The sequence below is a fragment of the Streptomyces sp. DSM 40750 genome (genome assembly GCF_024612035.1).
Taxonomy (GTDB): Bacteria; Actinomycetota; Actinomycetes; order Streptomycetales; family Streptomycetaceae; genus Streptomyces.
In genome coordinates, this window is the sequence record NZ_CP102513.1 from 9442503 (window position 1) to 9458923 (window position 16421).

Annotated in this window: 14 protein-coding genes and 1 pseudogene; 8 read left to right on the forward strand and 7 right to left on the reverse strand. The window is 71.2% G+C overall.

Features of this window, described 5'->3' with window-relative positions; translation table 11 throughout:
- Positions 1-164 precede the first annotated feature (164 nt).
- Positions 165-914, forward strand: a pseudogene (locus JIX55_RS51030) (lysylphosphatidylglycerol synthase transmembrane domain-containing protein); the annotation flags it as partial.
- Between the two features lie 113 nt (positions 915-1027).
- On the opposite strand, the gene JIX55_RS41360 reads toward JIX55_RS51030, so the two are convergent.
- Positions 1028-1873, reverse strand: a complete 846-nt coding sequence (locus tag JIX55_RS41360; RefSeq protein WP_306820085.1) for a creatininase family protein — start codon at positions 1871-1873, stop codon at positions 1028-1030.
- Between the two features lie 78 nt (positions 1874-1951).
- Between JIX55_RS41360 and ribA the strand changes: the two genes are divergently transcribed.
- The 4 genes from ribA to JIX55_RS41380 all read left to right on the forward strand — a co-directional run bounded on the left by ribA (position 1952) and on the right by JIX55_RS41380 (position 6314).
- Positions 1952-2611, forward strand: coding sequence for a GTP cyclohydrolase II (gene ribA, locus JIX55_RS41365; RefSeq protein WP_257568338.1), 660 nt, complete (start codon positions 1952-1954; stop codon positions 2609-2611).
- Positions 2612-2972: 361 nt separating this feature from the next.
- Positions 2973-4118, forward strand: a complete 1146-nt coding sequence (locus tag JIX55_RS41370; RefSeq protein WP_257568339.1) for an NAD(P)/FAD-dependent oxidoreductase — start codon at positions 2973-2975, stop codon at positions 4116-4118.
- Positions 4115-5155 (forward strand): saccharopine dehydrogenase, encoded by a 1041-nt coding sequence (locus tag JIX55_RS41375; protein ID WP_257568340.1) that lies wholly within the window; start codon positions 4115-4117, stop codon positions 5153-5155. Before JIX55_RS41370 ends, JIX55_RS41375 begins: the two co-directional genes overlap by 4 nt.
- Before the next feature lie 7 nt (positions 5156-5162).
- Entirely contained in the window at positions 5163-6314 is a 1152-nt protein-coding gene (locus JIX55_RS41380) for a saccharopine dehydrogenase family protein (protein WP_257568341.1), read from the forward strand.
- Positions 6315-6420: 106 nt separating this feature from the next.
- On the opposite strand, the gene JIX55_RS41385 is transcribed toward JIX55_RS41380, so the two are convergent.
- Genes JIX55_RS41385 through JIX55_RS41395 form a run of 3 tightly spaced genes read right to left on the reverse strand, consistent with a single transcriptional unit; the run spans position 6421 to position 9726 of the window.
- Positions 6421-7647, reverse strand: coding sequence for a serine hydrolase domain-containing protein (locus JIX55_RS41385; RefSeq protein ID WP_257568342.1), 1227 nt, complete (start codon positions 7645-7647; stop codon positions 6421-6423).
- Between the two features lie 25 nt (positions 7648-7672).
- The gene (locus tag JIX55_RS41390; RefSeq protein WP_257568343.1) at positions 7673-9148 is read right to left on the reverse strand and encodes an MFS transporter; all 1476 of its coding nucleotides are present in this window, start codon (positions 9146-9148) and stop codon (positions 7673-7675) included.
- Entirely contained in the window at positions 9145-9726 is a 582-nt protein-coding gene (locus tag JIX55_RS41395) for a TetR/AcrR family transcriptional regulator (protein ID WP_257569657.1), read from the reverse strand. The genes JIX55_RS41390 and JIX55_RS41395 overlap by 4 nt, the downstream gene beginning before the upstream one ends.
- Before the next feature lie 172 nt (positions 9727-9898).
- Between JIX55_RS41395 and JIX55_RS41400 the strand changes: the two genes are divergently transcribed.
- Positions 9899-10351, forward strand: coding sequence for a PPOX class F420-dependent oxidoreductase (locus JIX55_RS41400; RefSeq protein WP_257568344.1), 453 nt, complete (start codon positions 9899-9901; stop codon positions 10349-10351).
- 4 nt (positions 10352-10355) lie between these two features.
- On the opposite strand, the gene JIX55_RS41405 is transcribed toward JIX55_RS41400, so the two are convergent.
- From JIX55_RS41405 to JIX55_RS41415, 3 genes are all read right to left on the reverse strand, one after another.
- Entirely contained in the window at positions 10356-10928 is a 573-nt protein-coding gene (locus JIX55_RS41405; protein ID WP_257568345.1) for a hypothetical protein, read from the reverse strand.
- A gap of 167 nt (positions 10929-11095) precedes the next feature.
- Positions 11096-12436 carry an MFS transporter gene (locus JIX55_RS41410; RefSeq protein ID WP_257568346.1) on the reverse strand — a complete coding sequence of 447 codons (1341 nt, stop codon included), beginning with the start codon at positions 12434-12436 and terminating at the stop codon, positions 11096-11098.
- 306 nt (positions 12437-12742) lie between these two features.
- The gene (locus JIX55_RS41415; RefSeq protein WP_257568347.1) at positions 12743-13408 is read right to left on the reverse strand and encodes a TetR/AcrR family transcriptional regulator; all 666 of its coding nucleotides are present in this window, start codon (positions 13406-13408) and stop codon (positions 12743-12745) included.
- A 177-nt stretch (positions 13409-13585) separates the two neighbouring features.
- On the opposite strand from JIX55_RS41415, the gene JIX55_RS41420 reads away from it, so the two are divergent.
- Positions 13586-14485, forward strand: coding sequence for a shikimate dehydrogenase (locus JIX55_RS41420; RefSeq protein WP_257568348.1), 900 nt, complete (start codon positions 13586-13588; stop codon positions 14483-14485).
- 135 nt (positions 14486-14620) lie between these two features.
- Positions 14621-16411, forward strand: a complete 1791-nt coding sequence (locus tag JIX55_RS41425; protein ID WP_257568349.1) for a bifunctional sugar phosphate isomerase/epimerase/4-hydroxyphenylpyruvate dioxygenase family protein — start codon at positions 14621-14623, stop codon at positions 16409-16411.
- Positions 16412-16421: the final 10 nt, after the last annotated feature.

Genomic DNA, 16421 nt, shown 5'->3' on the forward strand with positions numbered 1-16421 from the left:
CCCGCCCGGAGGCTCCGGCGGTGTCCGGTGCGACGCCCGGCGCCACCTCGCCGAAGGCTTTGACCGAGCCCCGCCCCCGCCCCACCGCCAAGTTCACCCGAGCGCTGCGCACCCACTTCGGCACGCTTGCCGGAACGGTCATCCTCGCCGTCGTCATCTGGCGGATGGGTACCGGGGTGTTCGTCGACGGGCTGCGGCGGATCGACGGCGGGACGCTGGTCGCGGCCGTCGGGATCGGCGTGCTGACCACGGTGTTCAGCGCCTGGCGCTGGTGCGCGGTCACGCGGGCGCTGGGGATCAGGCTGCCGCTCGGGCCGGCCGTCGCGGACTACTACCGTGCGCTGTTCCTCAACGCGGCGCTGCCCGGCGGTGTCCTCGGTGATGTGCACCGGGCGGTGCGGCACGGGCAGAGCTCCGGAGACATGGGGCGCGGTGTGCGCGCGGTGGTGATCGAGCGGACCGCGGGCCAGTTGGTGCTGGCCGTCGTGGGCGTAACGGTCCTGCTGGTGCTGCCCTCCCCGGTCCTGGAGCAGACCCGTCACGCGGTGGGTGTGACGGTGCTCGCCACGCTGGGCGCGCTGGCGATCTGGGCGGCGGTCCGGATGGGCCGGAAGCCGAGCGCGTCCGGAGGAGGCCGGGGCCGCCGCGTCCGGGCCGTCCTCACCGAGGCGCGCGGCGCGTTGCTGAACCGGGACAGCGGGCCCGCCGTGCTGATCTCGTCCGTGGCGGTGCTCGCCGGATACGTGGCCATGTTCCTGCTCGCCGCACGGGTCGCCGGGTCCGCCGCGACCCCGCTGGAGGTGCTGCCGCTCGCGCTGCTGGCCCTGATCGCCATGAGCCTGCCGCTCAACGTCGGCGGCTGGGGCCCCCGGGAAGGCGTCACCGCCTGGTCCTTCGGCGCCGCCGGACTGGGCGCCTCCCAGGGGCTGACCGTGGCCGTCGTCTACGGGGTGCTCAGCTTCGCGGCCGCCCTGCCGGGGGTCTTCGTACTCGTCGGACGCTGGTACGTCGCCCTGCGGGCGCGCCGTCAGTCGCCCGCCGAGGAGGGCGTCGAGTCCGGCTCCGGCGGAACCGCTCCCTTGTCCCAGGTGTCCGAGGTGACCACCGAGAAGTACGCCCCGAAGGAATGGACGAACCCCGCCAGCAACTCCTTCCCCTTCGCGGCGGAAGCCAGCGAAGGACGGCCGATGACACCGGAATCGGTGTAGGCCGACATACCGAGGGAGAGGAGATGACGGCGGTCGTCGGCAAGGAAATCGGTGGTCTCGTGACCGGGTCGGACCAATTCGGGATGGCAATGCAGAAGTATGGAGGTCTCTATTTCTCCCGCATGCATATCACTGAGCAACGAGGTCTGTACGCCCGCCCGTTCGCGTGCGGCGTCCCAGTCCTCCATCGCCGGGAAAAGGGCCATTCGATGTCCCGCCGCGGTGGATTCCTGGACGACATTGCCCAGGACGTAATTCCCACCGTGTCCGTTCACCACCACCAGCGCCTCGACGCCCGACCGGCGCAGCGAAGCGGCGATGTCGCGGACCATCGCGTGCAGGGTCGTCGCGGAGATGCTGACGGTGCCCGGCCAGGCCGCGTGCTCGTGCGAGCAGGCGATGGTCACGGGCGGCAGGAGGTGCACCGGATAGGCGGCGGCTATCTCACCCGCGATGGCGCAGGCGACGAGCGTGTCGGTGGCCAGCGGCAGATACGGGCCGTGCTGCTCGTAGCTGCCGACGGGAAGCACCGCCACCTGCCGGCCGGTGCCCGCACCGCGCGCACGTACGTCCGCGGTGGTGTCGGCCGGCAGCAGACCGGCTACCGTCGGCTGCGGCCCTCGTCCCGCGGACTGCGAATCGGACCTCGATCCCGAACTGCTCATCTTTTCACGGCCTTTCGTCTCTGCTGATGCTCCGTCATTTTCGCATGACGTCAGGGCTTACCAGATAGGAACCAGATCATGACAGAAAATGTTGGTGTACTCGGCACGAATGCCCAGTCCTCCGGCGCCGTACGCGTGGTGAACGCCCCCCTGCCCACGACCTACGGCGACTTCGAGGCCGTAGGCTATCTCGACCAGGACCGCGGCGAAGAACAAGTGGCCCTGGTGTACGGCGACATCAGCGGCGGCGAGGGAATTCTCATCCGGCTGCACTCCGAGTGCCTGACCGGTGACGCCTTCGGCTCCCAGCACTGCGAATGCGGCGAACAGCTCGACAGCGCGCTCCGGGCGATAGTCGCCGAGGGCCGCGGCGTCCTCGTCTACCTGCGCGGCCACGAGGGGCGCGGCATCGGCCTGCTCGCCAAACTCCAGGCGATGAAGCTCCAGGCGGAGGGCCTGGACACGGTCGAGGCGAACCTCGCCCTCGGTCTGCCGGTGGACGCCCGCGACTACCGGGTGGCGGCCGAGATGCTGCACGACCTCGGCGTACGGTCGGTCCGGCTGATGTCGAACAACCCGCGCAAGCGGGAGGCGTTGCTGCGCCACGGCATCAAGGTCTCCGAGCAGGTACCGCTGCTGATCACGCCGTGCGAGGACAACATCACCTACCTGCGCACCAAGCGCGAGCGGCTCGACCACTACCTGCCGCACCTGGACGCGGTGGTCCACTCGTCCTGACCGCCGGGGCTAGGGCCCTTCTGATGGATCTCCGCGGCGTCGCGACGCCCGGCACGCTCCCCCACTGCCTTAAGGGCGTGGGAGGTACCCCCACTCGCCGCACGACGCGAAGGGACAGGTGGCTCCGCCACATGGCCCTCCACGCCGCACGCCGAGCGCACGCACCGAACGCCGCTCCTTCTCCCACGGAGATCCATCAGAAGGGCCCTAGCGCGGCGGCCGCCCTCGGAGGTGACTCCGACACCGGCCGCCGTGCCCGCCGCGCGTTCGTCGTCAGGGGCGTTCCGCATGAACGTTCGCCTGTGGTGGAAGACCTGACTCCGTCGGGCAATCCGACCACGGTCGGACGAAGGGAGCGTTCGTGATCCGCAGCGCACGGGTCGTCGTCATCGGCGGAGGCGTCATCGGGACGAGCATCGCCTACCATCTGGCGGCGGCCGGAGTGGACGACGTCGTCCTCGTCGAACGCGACGAACTCGCCTCCGGGTCGACTGCGAGAGCCGCCGGCGGAGTCCGCGCGCAGTTCTCCGACGAGCTCAACATCCAGCTCGGCGCCCGCAGCCTGGAGGCGTTCGGCCGCTTCAAGCAGGAACTCGGCCACGACATCGGACTCCACCGGGTCGGCTACCTCTTCCTCCTGACGACCCCCGACGAGGTCGCCCAGTTCGAGGCGGGCGTACAGCTCCAGAACGACCTGGGTGTGCCCAGCCGCATGATCGACCCCGCCGAGGCCCAGCGGCTCTCCCCGCCGATCTCCACCGAGGGACTGCTCGCCGCCGCGTTCTCGCCCGACGACGGACACTGCACCCCCGAGTCCGTGGTCCACGGCTACGCCGCCGGAGCCCGCCGCCACGGGGCGACCGTGCTGCGCAACTGCGAGGTTGTGGGCATCGAGACCTGGCGGGACACGATCACCGCGGTGGTCACGAGCAAGGGCCGTATCGTCACCGACACGGTCGTGTGCGCGGCCGGCGCCTGGTCGAAGTCCGTCGGCGCCATGGTCGGCGTGGACCTCCCGGTGGAGCCCCTGCGCCGCCAGATCGCCGTCACGGAACCGGTGCCCGGCCTCCCGCCGAACCTCCCCATGACGATCGACTTCACCAGCAGCCTCTACTTCCACACCGAGGGCCCCGGCCTGCTCATCGGGATGTCCGACCCCGACGAACGGCCCGGCTTCGCCACCGACACCCACGACCGGTGGATCCCCCGCCTGTACGGGGCCATGGAACGTCGTGCGCCCGGCCTGCTCGATCTGCGCCGGACGGGCGGCTGGGCGGGCCTGTACGAGATCACGCCGGACCACAACGCGCTGATCGGCGAGGCCGTTTCGTGCTCCCGTTTCCTGTACGCGACCGGGTTCTCCGGCCACGGTTTCCTCCAGGGCCCGGCGGTCGGCGAGGTGGTCCGTGACCTGTACCTCGGGCGCGTACCCTTCGTCGACATCAGCCCGCTGAGCGTCGACCGGTTCACGGCCGACTCCCTGCGCCCGGAGGCCAACCTCGTATGACCGCTCTCCACGTGTGGCTCCGCCACGAGACCCGCACCACCGAACGCCGCACCCCGATCGTGCCGTCCGACGCCCGGCGGCTCGTCGAGAGCGGGGTGAGGATCACCGTCGAGGACTCCCCGCAGCGGATCTTCCCCGTGGCGGCGTACGAGGAGGCCGGCTGCCAGGTCGCCGCCCCCGGCTCGTGGGTGTCGGCGCCGTCGGACGCGGTGATCGTCGGCCTCAAGGAACTCCCGGACGAGCCGACCGGGTTGACCCATCGGCATGTCTTCTTCGGGCACGCCTACAAGGGGCAGCCCGGCGCCGAGGACCTGCTGCGCAGGTTCGCGGCCGGGGGCGGGGCGCTGCTCGACCTGGAGTATCTGGTCGACGACCAGGGCCGCAGGCTCGCCGCCTTCGGCTACTGGGCCGGCTACCTGGGCGCGGCCCTCGCCGTACTCCACCACCGGGGCGTCCTGAGCACCCCGCTCCAGCCCACCTCCAAGGAGGCGATGGAGGCCGAACTCCGGGCGTCCACCGGAGACCTGAGCGCCCTGGTCATCGGCGCCCTCGGCCGCAGCGGGCGTGGTGCCCGCGTGGCGCTCGGCGAGGCCGGCGTCGAGCCGACCTGCTGGGACCTGGCCGAGACCCGTAACCTCGACCGTCCGGCCCTGCTGGCCCACGAGTTGATGGTCAACACCGTCCTGACGACGACCCCGGTCCCGCCCTTCCTGACCGACAAGGACCTCGACGGACCGGACCGCCGCCTCAGGACCCTCTCCGACGTCACCGTCGACGTCGGCTCACCCATGAACGTCCTGCCGGTCTACGACACGACCACGGAGTGGGACCACCCCGTACGGCGGCTGCGCGAAGACCCGCCGCTCGACCTCATCGCCATCGACAACCTGCCCTCCCTGCTGCCCCGCGAGGCGAGCACCGACTTCTCGGCCGCGCTGCTGCCGCAGCTGCTGGAGTTCGAGACCGGTGGAGCATGGGGACGCTGCTTGGACCGTTTCCGTCAGGTGAGCGATGAGCTGGGTCTCACAGAAAGGTAGTTGCCCGATGACTGAGGTGGTCCCCACGAGCGGCACCGTCCACTGGGTCGGCGCCGGCCTGTCCACCGGCAGCGGACTGGCGGCGCTGTGCGACACGGCCGCTCGCGTACGGCTGTGGCACCGCACGGAGGAGCGCGCCGGGCAGGCCCTGGCCGCACTGGGCCTGACCGGCCGCGCCGAGCCCCGCGCGTACACATTGCCGGCGCTCACGGCGGAGCTGGAGCCCGGAGATGTCGTGGTCTCGATGCTCCCGGCCCCGGAACACGCCCCGCTGCTCGGGGCATGCGTCGGGGCGCGGGCCCACTTCGCCTGCTCCAGCTATGTCTCGGACGCGGTCCTGGAGCTGGTCCCGGCGGCCGAGGCCGCCGGAGTCACCGTCCTCACCGAGGCGGGCCTGGACCCGGGCATCGACCATCTCTTCGCGCACAGCCTCATCGCCCGGGCGAGCGCGGCGATCGGACCGGAGACCGCCGCCTCGTACACCCTCACCTCGTACTGCGGTGGCGTCCCGGCCGTACCCAACGACTTCACATACCGCTTCAGCTGGGCACCGGCCGGAGTGCTCAACGCCCTGCGCTCACCGGCCCGTTACATCGAGGACGGTACGGAGACCACGGCCGACCGCCCCTGGACGGCCACCCGCCCCCACGTCCTCGACGGCGAGACCTTCGAGGTCTACCCCAACCGCGACAGCGTCCCCTTCGTCACCCAGTACGGCCTCCCGGCCGCCTGGAAACCACGGACCTTCGTCCGCGGCACCCTCCGCCTCGACGGCTGGCTGACCGCCTGGGCGCCGGTCTTCGCGGAGATCGAGGGCGACGACGACCGGCGCATCGCCGCGCTCGCCCGGGAGCTGGCGGCCCGCTACCCGACCACCGAGACCGACCGCGACCGTGTCGTCCTGGCCGTCTCCCTCGATGTCCACAGCGGTTCGGGTGAGCGGTGGTCCGGTCGCTACCTCCTCGACGCGGTCGGCACGCGGGAGGAGAGCGCCATGGCCCGCCTCGTGTCCCGCCCCCTCGCCCTCGGTGTCGGGCACATCCTCGACGGTTCGCTGCCGGCGGGGCTGAGCCGGGCGGCGGAGACGGGGGAACGTTCGGAGGCGTGGCTGGCTGAACTGGCCGAGGACGGTGTGGAGTTCACCTTGCGGATCGACTAGGGGCCCAGGGATGCCGCGCCCCTTCAGGGGCGCGGGGCTGTCCGACATGCGGCTCCGCCGCGTGTGCGCGACCAGCCCTCACCGGGCCACAGCCATGTCACCGGACTCAGCCCACAACGGCCTCGTGCACCAGTCGCTTCAGCTCCGGATAGAGGGAGGAGGACGACCGCCGCCGTACCTGGGACATGAACTGGACGGTCAGATCGCGGCGAGGATCGACCCAGAACGTCGTGGTCGCGGCGCCGGTCCAACCGAACGTGCCCAGGGAGGAGGGGCCTTCGGTCACGGCCGGGTCGATCACCACGGAGACGCCCAGGCCGAAGCCGAGGCCCACATTTCCCGGCAGCCGGTGGAAGGCGCTGCCATGCGTGTGGATGTCGACGCCTCCCGGCAGCTGGTTGGTGGCCATCATGTCGACGGACTCGGGGGACAGGAGCCGTACGCCGTCGAGTTCACCGCGGCGGCGCAGGAACTCGGTGAAGCGGTGGTAGTCCCGGGCGGTGGCGACCATACCGCCGCTGCCGGACAGGAAGCGCGGGCGGCCGCGGAGGGGCAGGCCGGGAACGGGCGCGATGGAGCCGTCCTTCTGCTCGCCGTACAACTCGCCCAGCCGACCGGCCTGTCCGGGGGCGACCTGGAAGCCCGCGTCCGTCATCCCCAGCGGCCCGAGGATCCGCTCGGCGAAGAACTCGTCGAGGTCCTGCCCCGACACCACCTCGATGATCCGGCCGAGGACATTGGTGGAGACGGAGTAGTTCCACTGCGAGCCCGGCTCGAACTGCAGCGGAAGGCTCGCGTACTCCGCGCACGTCTGCGCCAGGTTGGCGCCCGGCCGGACGGAGTGCTCCAGGCCCGCGTCGCGGTAGAGCGCGTCGACGGGGTGGCTGTAGTAGAAGCCGAAGGTCAGGCCCGAGGTGTGGGTCATCAGATGGCGGACGAGGATCGGCTGCTCGGCCGGGCGGGTCTGGATGTCGGAGCCCTCACCGGACACGTACACGCGCGGCTCGGCGAACTCCGGGAGGTAGCGGGAGATCGGGTCCGTCAGGGCCAGCCGCCCCTCCTCGATCAGTATCAGCGCGGCGACCGACGTGACGGGCTTCGTCATGGAGTAGATCCGCCACAACGTGTCGGTCTCGACGGGGAGTCGGTCCTCGCGGTCGCGGTGTCCGTACGTCGTGAGGTGGGCGACGCGGCCGCCGCGGGCGAGGGACAGCAGGTAGCCGGGCAGTCGGCCGTCGTCGACCTGACGGGCGAGGTACTCGTCCAGGCGGGCCAGGGTCTTCGGGTCGAGGCCGGCCTCGCGCGGCTCTGCCTCTTGGCGCAGTGGTTCCATGGTGGTTCTCCTCCGGTGGCCCGGGTTACGGCTCGCGTTCATCCTTGCTCTCATCGTTCCGTACTGATCGCGTTCCATCCCTCGCGGGGCGGGCGGGTCGGGGCATTCGTCCGGCAAGAGGCGCACCGAGCGCGGCCACCGCGGCCAGCAGCAGCAACGCGGGGCCCGTGCCGAGCGGCATGAGCGTGGTCGCGGCCGCCACACCCAGCGTCGGGCCGACGTTCATCGCGGTCTGCTGGAGTCCGCCCGCCACCCCCGCCGACTCCGGCGGCGCATGCCGTACGACGACGGCGGTCGCGGTGACCATCAGCGCGCCGAAACCGGCCCCCAGCAGCAGGAATCCGCCCCCGACCGCCACCGTCGACGACCCCGGGCCGATCCGGGACAGCGCCAGCACCCCGGCGGTGAGCAGCGCCGTCCCCGTGAGGGCCGTGGGACGGGCGCCCCACCGGCGCAGCAGTACGGCCGACAGCGGCGCCCCGAGCACCATCATCACGCCGCCGGGCAGCGCGACGAGGCTCGTGCGGAGCGGGTCCATGCCGAGCACGTCCTGGAGGACGAAGCTGCACACGAACAGCGCGCCGAGCATCGCCGCCGACGCGGCCACCAGCACCCCGAGCGCCGCACGCACCGTCGCCGAGCCCAGCACGGCGGTCGGCAACAGCGGGTCGGGGGTGCGCCGTTCATGGCGTACGAGAACACAGGCGGCGCCGACGGCGACGAGCAGGCCGAGCACCCCGGTCGCCGTCCAGCCGTGCTCCGCCACCCCGACCAGCGTGTGCACGAGAGCGGCCAGGGCGACGGCGAGCAGCGCGGCGCCGGGCAGGTCGAGGCGGGTGGGCGAAGCCTTGCGAGCATGCCCCGGGTGTCCCGCCGCCGTCTCGGTACGCCCCGCCTCCGGGGCGCGTACCGCCAGCGCCAGCAGGCCCATGACCAGCGCCGGGACGACGTTGAGGAAGAACACCGCGCGCCAGCCCAGTTGGGCGACGAGCACACCGCCGACCAGCGGCCCGGCCGCGACCGCCACACCGATGGCGCTGGTCCGCAGCGCGATGGGCATCCCCAGCCGGTCGGGCGGGAACGCGGCCCGCAGCATCCCGAGCGTGGCGGGCTGCAACAGCGCGCCGAACACCCCCTGGACGACCCGCAACCCGATCACCCAGCCCACACCGGGCGCGAACCCGATGCCGGCGGACGCCGCACCGAATCCCAACACGCCCCAGGCGAACAGGCGTTGATGCCCGAACCGGTCGCCTAGCCGCCCCGCGAACACCAACAGCCCCGCCACCGCGATCAGATAGCCGGTGCTCGTCCACTGCACCTCGGTGAGGGACGCGTCGAGGTCGCGCCGCAGGGCGGGCTGAGCGATCGTCAGTACCGTTCCGTCGAGGGCGACGAGCACGGCACCGAGCACACTGTTCGCGAGAGTGAGGCGGCGGCGGTGCGGTGCGCATATCGGGCCGCCCCGGTCGACACCGGGCTCCGTCGTGGCTGTCGTCATCGCCCCTCACTCCCCAGGTGCGCGTCCAGCGCGGTGTTGAGCAAGGGTGCGAAGTCATCGGCACCCGTGGTGAGTTGGAGGCTGCCCCAGGTCCACAGCTGGGCTATGCCGTAGAGGTTCGCCAGCAGCGCGCCCGCCACGAGCCGGGCGTCGGCGTCGGGCCGGGCCCGCCCGACGAGATCGACCAGCAGGGAGAAGATCGGCAGACTGGCGTCACGCAGCCCCAACTCGTTGCTCTCCAGCAGATCATGACGAAACATCAGCTCGTGCATGCCCCGGTTGGTGAGCGCGAAGTCGAGATACAGGCGCCCCAGCGTCGCGATCTGCTCGCGCGGGCTCGCCGTACCGTCCTCCCCGAGTGCCGCGACCCCCCGGCCCGCCAGCTCCTCGAACCCCCGGCGCGCGATGGCCGACAACAGCTCCAGATGGGTCGGGAAGTAACGCCGCGGTGCCCCGTGCGACACGCCCGCCCGCCGCGCGATCTCCCGCAGCGACAGCGCCTGCACACCCTCGGCCGTCACCAAATCGACCCCGACATCGACCAGCCGGGACCGCAGCCCGGTGCTCCGCTCACCCATGGACCCGGTGTTCCGTTCATCCATAGACACTGTCTACCAGGCGGCGGTAGACACTGTCTACTGAATGTCCCGGGAGGCCGCCGCCGCAGATCGCCGCCCGCGGATCGGGCCGCCGGTACATCGGGCCGCCCGGACGGGGAATCCATACGCACGCCGACGCGTTGAACCGATCATGACCCGGGACACGAACGACGACGAAGCCGTGCAGGAAGCGCTGCTCAAGCTGCTCTCCGAGCACGGCGGCGGAGTGCTCGTCACCCTCAAGGCCGACGGCCGCCCCCAGCTCTCGAACGTCAACCACGCGTACTACCCCGACGAGCGGACCATTCGCGTGTCGGTCACCGAGCCGCGCGCCAAGACCCGCAACATGCGGCGGGACCCCCGAGTGTCGTACCACGTCACCAGCGACGACCGATGGACGTACACCGTCGTCGAGGGCACGGCCGACCTCACCCCGGTGGCGGAGGACCCGCACGACGAGACGGTCGAGGAGCTCATCCGTCTCTACCGGGACGTACAAGGAGAACACCCGGACTGGGACGACTACCGTGCCGCGATGGTCCGGGACCGGCGGCTCGTGCTGCGGCTGCGGGTGGAGCGGGCCTACGGGATCGCCGGGCGCTGAGGCCTTACTCGGCCGCCTTCTCCAGTACGCACAGCTTGCCTTCGTCGGGGTCGCCGATGTACTCCCACAGGACAGGGTCCTTCGACGTGCCCCGGGCCTCGTATTGGGTGCTCACCCCTTCGGCCGCGAACGTGAGGCGGACCTTCGATACGGGGTCGCCGGTGTCCCCGGCGTGCCGGGTGTCGTGTTCCCAGGTGCCGGCGCCTGGGTCCGGAGCGGTGGTGGCGTTGGGGTCGTCGTCGCCGAAGTCGCCGAAGTCGCCGCAGATCCCGTCCGAGGCGAACGTCCCGTCCGCCTTCAGCTCCAGCCGCTCGCCCTGCTCGTCCACCCAGGTGCCCGTGATCTCGGCCGTGCTCATGGCCAAGGGCTCGCCGTCGGGGATGGGGACCGACAGGCGGCTCACTATGAGCAGGAGGGCGAACGCGCCTGTCCCGAGCAGGAAGAGCAGGCCGCACCCGGCCGCGCCGACCAGCGGGACGATCAGAGCGATTCTCCAGCGCCGCCGGCTGGTCTCGGCCGCGGGCCACCCCTGCCACGGAGGCGGGGTGGCTCTGTAAGGGTCCTCGCCGCGCTTCACTCTTCCCCCTGACAGCAGTGCCGCATGGTCGCGGCAGTTCGGCCATCATGCCCCCGACCTGCACGGCTCTTCGCATCGGGGTCGCTCTCGCGGTGCCCGCCGCCACGCACGAATCCCCGGGCACCTCGGGAGGTGTCCGGGGACTCGGTCGTGTCTCTCGTCGGGGCTCAGGCCGCGACGCGCTCCCGGTCGTTCTTCTCGCGCGGTGCGCGGGTGCCGAGGAGTTCGGTCGGGATCTTGTGGGTCTCGCGGGCGGTGAGGACGGCGAGGACCGGCGGGATGCACAGGGCCGTGGTGAAGAGGGCCACGGCGAACCAGTTGTCTCCGTCCGGGCCGGCGATCTGCGCGGCGAAGGTGACGGCGAAGCCGGCGATGGCGAAGCCGATCTGGGTGCCGATGGCCATGCCGGACAGACGGACCCGGGTGGAGAACATCTCGCCGTAGAAGGAGGGCCAGATGCCGTTCGCGGCGCTGTAGACGACACCGAAGGTGACGATGCCGAGGATCAGGACCAGCGGGTAGGCGCCGGTGGAGATCGCCCACAGGTAGACGAACATCATCACCGCGCTGCCGGCCGCGCCGATCAGGAACACGGGGCGGCGGCCGATGCGGTCGGAGAGCGTGGCCCACAGCGGGATCGCGCCGAGCGCGACCAGGTTGGCGAGCGCGCCCACCCACAGCATGGAGGAACGGGACAGGCCGACCGACTCGCTCGTGCCGTACGCCAGCGCCCACACGGTGAAGATCGTGGAGACCGAGGCGACCAGCGCGCCCGCGACCACCCGGAGCACGTCCGCCCAGTGCTCGCGCATCAGCACGACCAGCGGCAGCTTGGCGACGCCCTCGGACTCGGTCTGCTGGGTGAAGGCCGGGGTCTCCTCCAGCGTGCGGCGGATGACGTAGCCGACGACGGCGACCGCGATGCTCATCCAGAACGGGACGCGCCAGCCCCAGGAGAGCAGCTGGTCCTCGGGGAGCGCGGCGATCGGGATGAAGACCAGGGTGGCGAGCAGCTGTCCGCCCTGGGTGCCGCTCAGGGTGAAGCTGGTGAAGAAGCCGCGCCGGTCCGCCGGTGCGTGTTCCAGCGTCATGGAGTTCGCGCTGGCCTGCTCACCGGCCGCCGAGATGCCCTGGAGGACGCGGCAGAGCACCAGGAGGACCGGGGCGAGGGTCCCGACCTGGTCGCGGGTGGGCAGACAGCCGATGAGGAACGTCGACAGACCCATCAGGATCAGCGTGAAGACCATGATCTTCTTGCGGCCCAGCCGGTCGCCGAAGTGGCCGAGGAAGAGCGCGCCGATCGGCCGCGCCGCGTACGCGACACCGAACGTGGCCAGCGACAGCAGGGTCGCGGTGGCCGGGTCGGACTCGTCGAAGAAGACCGTCGGGAAGATCAGGGCGGCGGCGCTGCCGTAGATGAAGAAGTCGTAGTACTCCAGGGCGCTGCCGATCCAGGCGGCAGTAGCGGCCTTTTTGGGCTGGCCGGGAGGTGCGGCGGGGACGGACACGGCGTGCTCCTTCGAGGGATCTCCACCATGAGAGGGGAGTGAAGCGGAGAAAGGCAAGGCAAGGCAGGGCAAAGCGAAGGGGGGAAGGGAGCCGGGCCCCTGGGGTGATGGGGCGGCCGCGCCGGGTGCTACCCGGCTAATTAACGCACTGGATAGTTAGTAGCGGTTGGCTACGGATGTTGCGCCCACGTTTCCCGGGTGTCAAGGGGTGGCGTCGAAGGATCTTCCCCGCGAGATCCGACCGATATCCGGCCGAGACACCGACACCCGGCCGAGACCGTTCGCCCTCGCCCCGCCGCCGTGGCCTCAGTCCGTCGCGCGGTCCGCCGTCAGGTACGCGATCACCATGTCGCCGAGCATCGCGCGGTAGTGCTCGCGCTGACCCGGATCGACCAGGTCACGGCCGAAGAGGGCGCCGAAGGTGTGCCGGTTGGCTACCCGGAAGAAGCAGAAGGCGCTGATCATCGCGTGCAGGTCGACGGCGTCGACGTCCGCCGTGAACAGGCCCGACTTCTGGCCCGACTCCAGGATCCGGCGGATCACGTCCAGGGCCGGGGAGCCGATCTTGCCGAGCATCTCGGAGGAGGCGATGTGCTCGGCCTCATGGATGTTCTCGATGCTGACCAGACGGATGAAGTCGGGGTGCGCCTCGTGGTGGTCGAACGTCACCTCGGCCAGCCGGCGGATGGCCGCGACCGGGTCCAGATGCTCGACGTCCAGCTCCTGCTCCGTCTGCCGGATCACGGAGTACGCCCGCTCCAGCACGGCGGTGAAGAGCTGCTCCTTGCCGCCGAAGTAGTAGTAGATCATCCGCTTCGTGGTGCGGGTCCGGGCGGCGATCTCGTCGACCCGGGCCCCGGCGAACCCGGAACGGGCGAACTCCTTGGTCGCGACGTCGAGGATCTCGGCCTTGGTGCGGGCGGCGTCACGGATGCGCCCGTTCGGTCGTGCCGGTTCTTCGACGCTGGTCATCGGGTTCCTTCGGGCAAGGGGCCTGTGACCGCGATTGTAGAAGCCCGCGCATATCGGCTCGGTGCCGCGTTCCCGGTCGCGGTCGCGTCGCGAACAGGGGGCTTCCCATGCCCGACCTCGGCTGCTATGACTAACGTACTAGTTCGTACATTAGTGAGCCGCTCAGGAGGCCCCGCCGTGCCCAAGGTCTCGAACCCTGTCTCCTCGCAGGACTCGTATCTCGTCGGCCTCATCGGTTCCGGAATCGGGCCCTCGCTCAGTCCCGCCCTGCACGAGCGGGAGGCCGACCGGCAGGGTCTGCGCTATCTGTACCGGCTGATCGACATCGACGATCTCGGGGTCGGCCCGGATGCGGTGGGCGACCTCGTACGTGCCGCCCGTGATCTGGGTTTCGACGGGCTGAACATCACCCACCCGTGCAAGCAGCTCGTCATCGAGCACCTCGACGCGCTCGCTCCGCAGGCCGCCGCTCTCGGCGCGGTCAACACCGTCGTCTTCGAGGACGGGCGCGCGATCGGCCACAACACGGACGTCACCGGCTTCGCCGCGTCCTTCGCCCGCGGCCTGCCCGACGCCCCGCTGGAGAAGGTGGTGCAGCTGGGCGCCGGGGGCGCGGGCGCGGCCGTCGCGCACGCCACGCTCACCCTCGGCGCGGAGCATGTCACCGTCGTCGACGCGATGCCCGACCGGGCGACCGACCTCGCCGCCTCCCTCAACCGGCACTTCGGTCAGGGGCGGGCCGCCGCGGCGACGCCGGACGCGTTGCCGGCGCTGCTGGGCGCGGCCGACGGGATCGTCCACGCGACGCCGACGGGGATGGCGGCGCACCCCGGGCTGCCGTTCGCCGCGGAGTCGCTGCGTCCCGGGCTGTGGGTGGCGGAGGTGGTGTACCGGCCGTTGGAGACGGAGCTGCTGCGGGCCGCGAGGGCGATTGGCTGCGCCACGCTGGACGGGGGAGGGATGGCGGTGTTCCAGGCGGCGGACGCGTTTCGGTTGTTCACGGGACGTGAGCCCGACGCTTCGCGGATGTTGGCCGACATCGCCGAGCTGGCCGGGGTTGCGGGCGTTCACAACTAAGCGCCGCGAGGGCCTGCCAGGTATGTCGGCTGCGGGTCGTCCGTGACTGATCGCGCCCACGCGGCAGAGCCGCACAATGTCTCGCCCCGCGCCCCCGAGAGGACTGGGGCGCGAGTCGGTTTGAAGGAGCTCCCCATGCGTACATCCATCGCCACCGTCTCCCTCAGCGGGTCCCTCACCGAGAAGCTCACGGCCGCAGCGCGGGCCGGCTTCGACGGGGTGGAGATCTTCGAGAACGATCTGCTCGCCAGCCCTCTCACTCCGGAGGAGATCCGGGCTCGCTGTGCGGATCTGGGGCTGAGCATCGATCTCTATCAGCCGATGCGGGACATCGAGGCCGTACCGGCGGAGGTGTTCGACAGCAATCTCCGGCGTGCCCGCCACAAGTTCGAGCTGATGGGCCGGCTCGGCGTCGACACGGTGCTCGTCTGCTCCAGCGTCCACCCGCTCGCCGAGGACGACGACGCGCTCGCCGCGTACCACCTGCGCCAACTGGCCAGTCTGGCACAGGAGTTCGGCATCCGAGTGGCGTACGAGGCGCTGGCGTGGGGGCGGCACGTCAGTACGTACGGCCATGCGTGGCGCATCGTCGAGGCGGCCGATCACCCCGCGCTCGGCACCTGCCTGGACAGCTTCCACATTCTCGCCCGCAGGTCCGATCCCAAGGGCATCGAGGACATCCCCGGCGAGAAGATCTTCTTCCTCCAGCTGGCCGACGCGCCGCTGATGGCGATGGACGTGTTGCAGTGGAGCCGGCACTACCGGTGTTTCCCGGGGCAGGGCGGCTTCGATGTCACCGGCCTGGTCAAGCACGTCATGGCGGCCGGATACGCGGGGCCGCTCTCCCTGGAGGTCTTCAACGACGTCTTCCGGCAGGCCGAGGCCGGACCCACCGCCGTGGACGCCCACCGCTCGCTGCTGATGCTCCAGGAGTCGGCGGGCATCGCCGCGCTGCCGGAGCGGGTGGTGCCCACCGGTGTCGCCTTCACCGAGCTCGTCACGCCCGACGCCGAGCCGGTGGGCGCGCTGCTCGGTGCGCTCGGCTTCGCCCGCACGGCCCGGCACCGCAGCAAGCCGGTGGACCTGTGGCAGCAGGGCGAGGCGCGGGTGCTGGTCAACACCGGCCCGGCCGCCCGGCGCGACGGCACCCAGCTCGCCGCGATCGGCCTGGAGTCACCGGACCCGGCCGGCGCCGCCCGCCGTGCCGAGGCCCTGCTCGCCCCGGTCCTGCCGCGCCGCCGCGCCGCCGAGGACGCGCCGCTGGACGCGGTGGCCGCGCCCGACGGCACGGAACTCTTCTTCTGCGCGACGGACCGCCCCGAACTCCCCAGCTGGACCGGGGACTTCCGGCCCGTGGAGCACACGGAGGTCACGGGCCACATCCACCGCGTCGACCACCTCGCCCTGACCCAGCCCTGGCACCAGTTCGACGAGGCGGCGCTCTTCCACCGCACGGTGCTCGGCCTCCACGCCAGCGAGAGCGTCGACGTCGCCGACCCGTACGGCCTGTTCCGCAGCCGGCCGGTGACCAACGAGGACGGCAGCGTCCGTATCGCCCTCAGCGTCGGCCCCGCCCCGACCGACGACACCGCCCGCGCCCAGCACATCGCCCTCGCCACGGACGACGTGGTCGCCGCCGCCCGTGCCTTCCGCGCGGCCGGGGGCCGACTGCTGGCCGTCCCCGCGAACTACTACGACGACCTGGCCGCACGGTTCGAGTTCGCCGACGGCGAGCTGGAGACGTACCGCGAACTCGGCATCCTCTACGACCGCGACGCGGACGGCGAGTTCCGCCACTGCTACACCGAGACCGTGGGCCGCGTCTTCTTCGAACTCGTCCAGCGGGACGGCCACCACAAGGGCTACGGCGCGCAGAACGCCCCCGTGCGGCTCGCCGCCCAGCACGTCCAACGGCCGGTCAGGTGAAGGGAGTCAC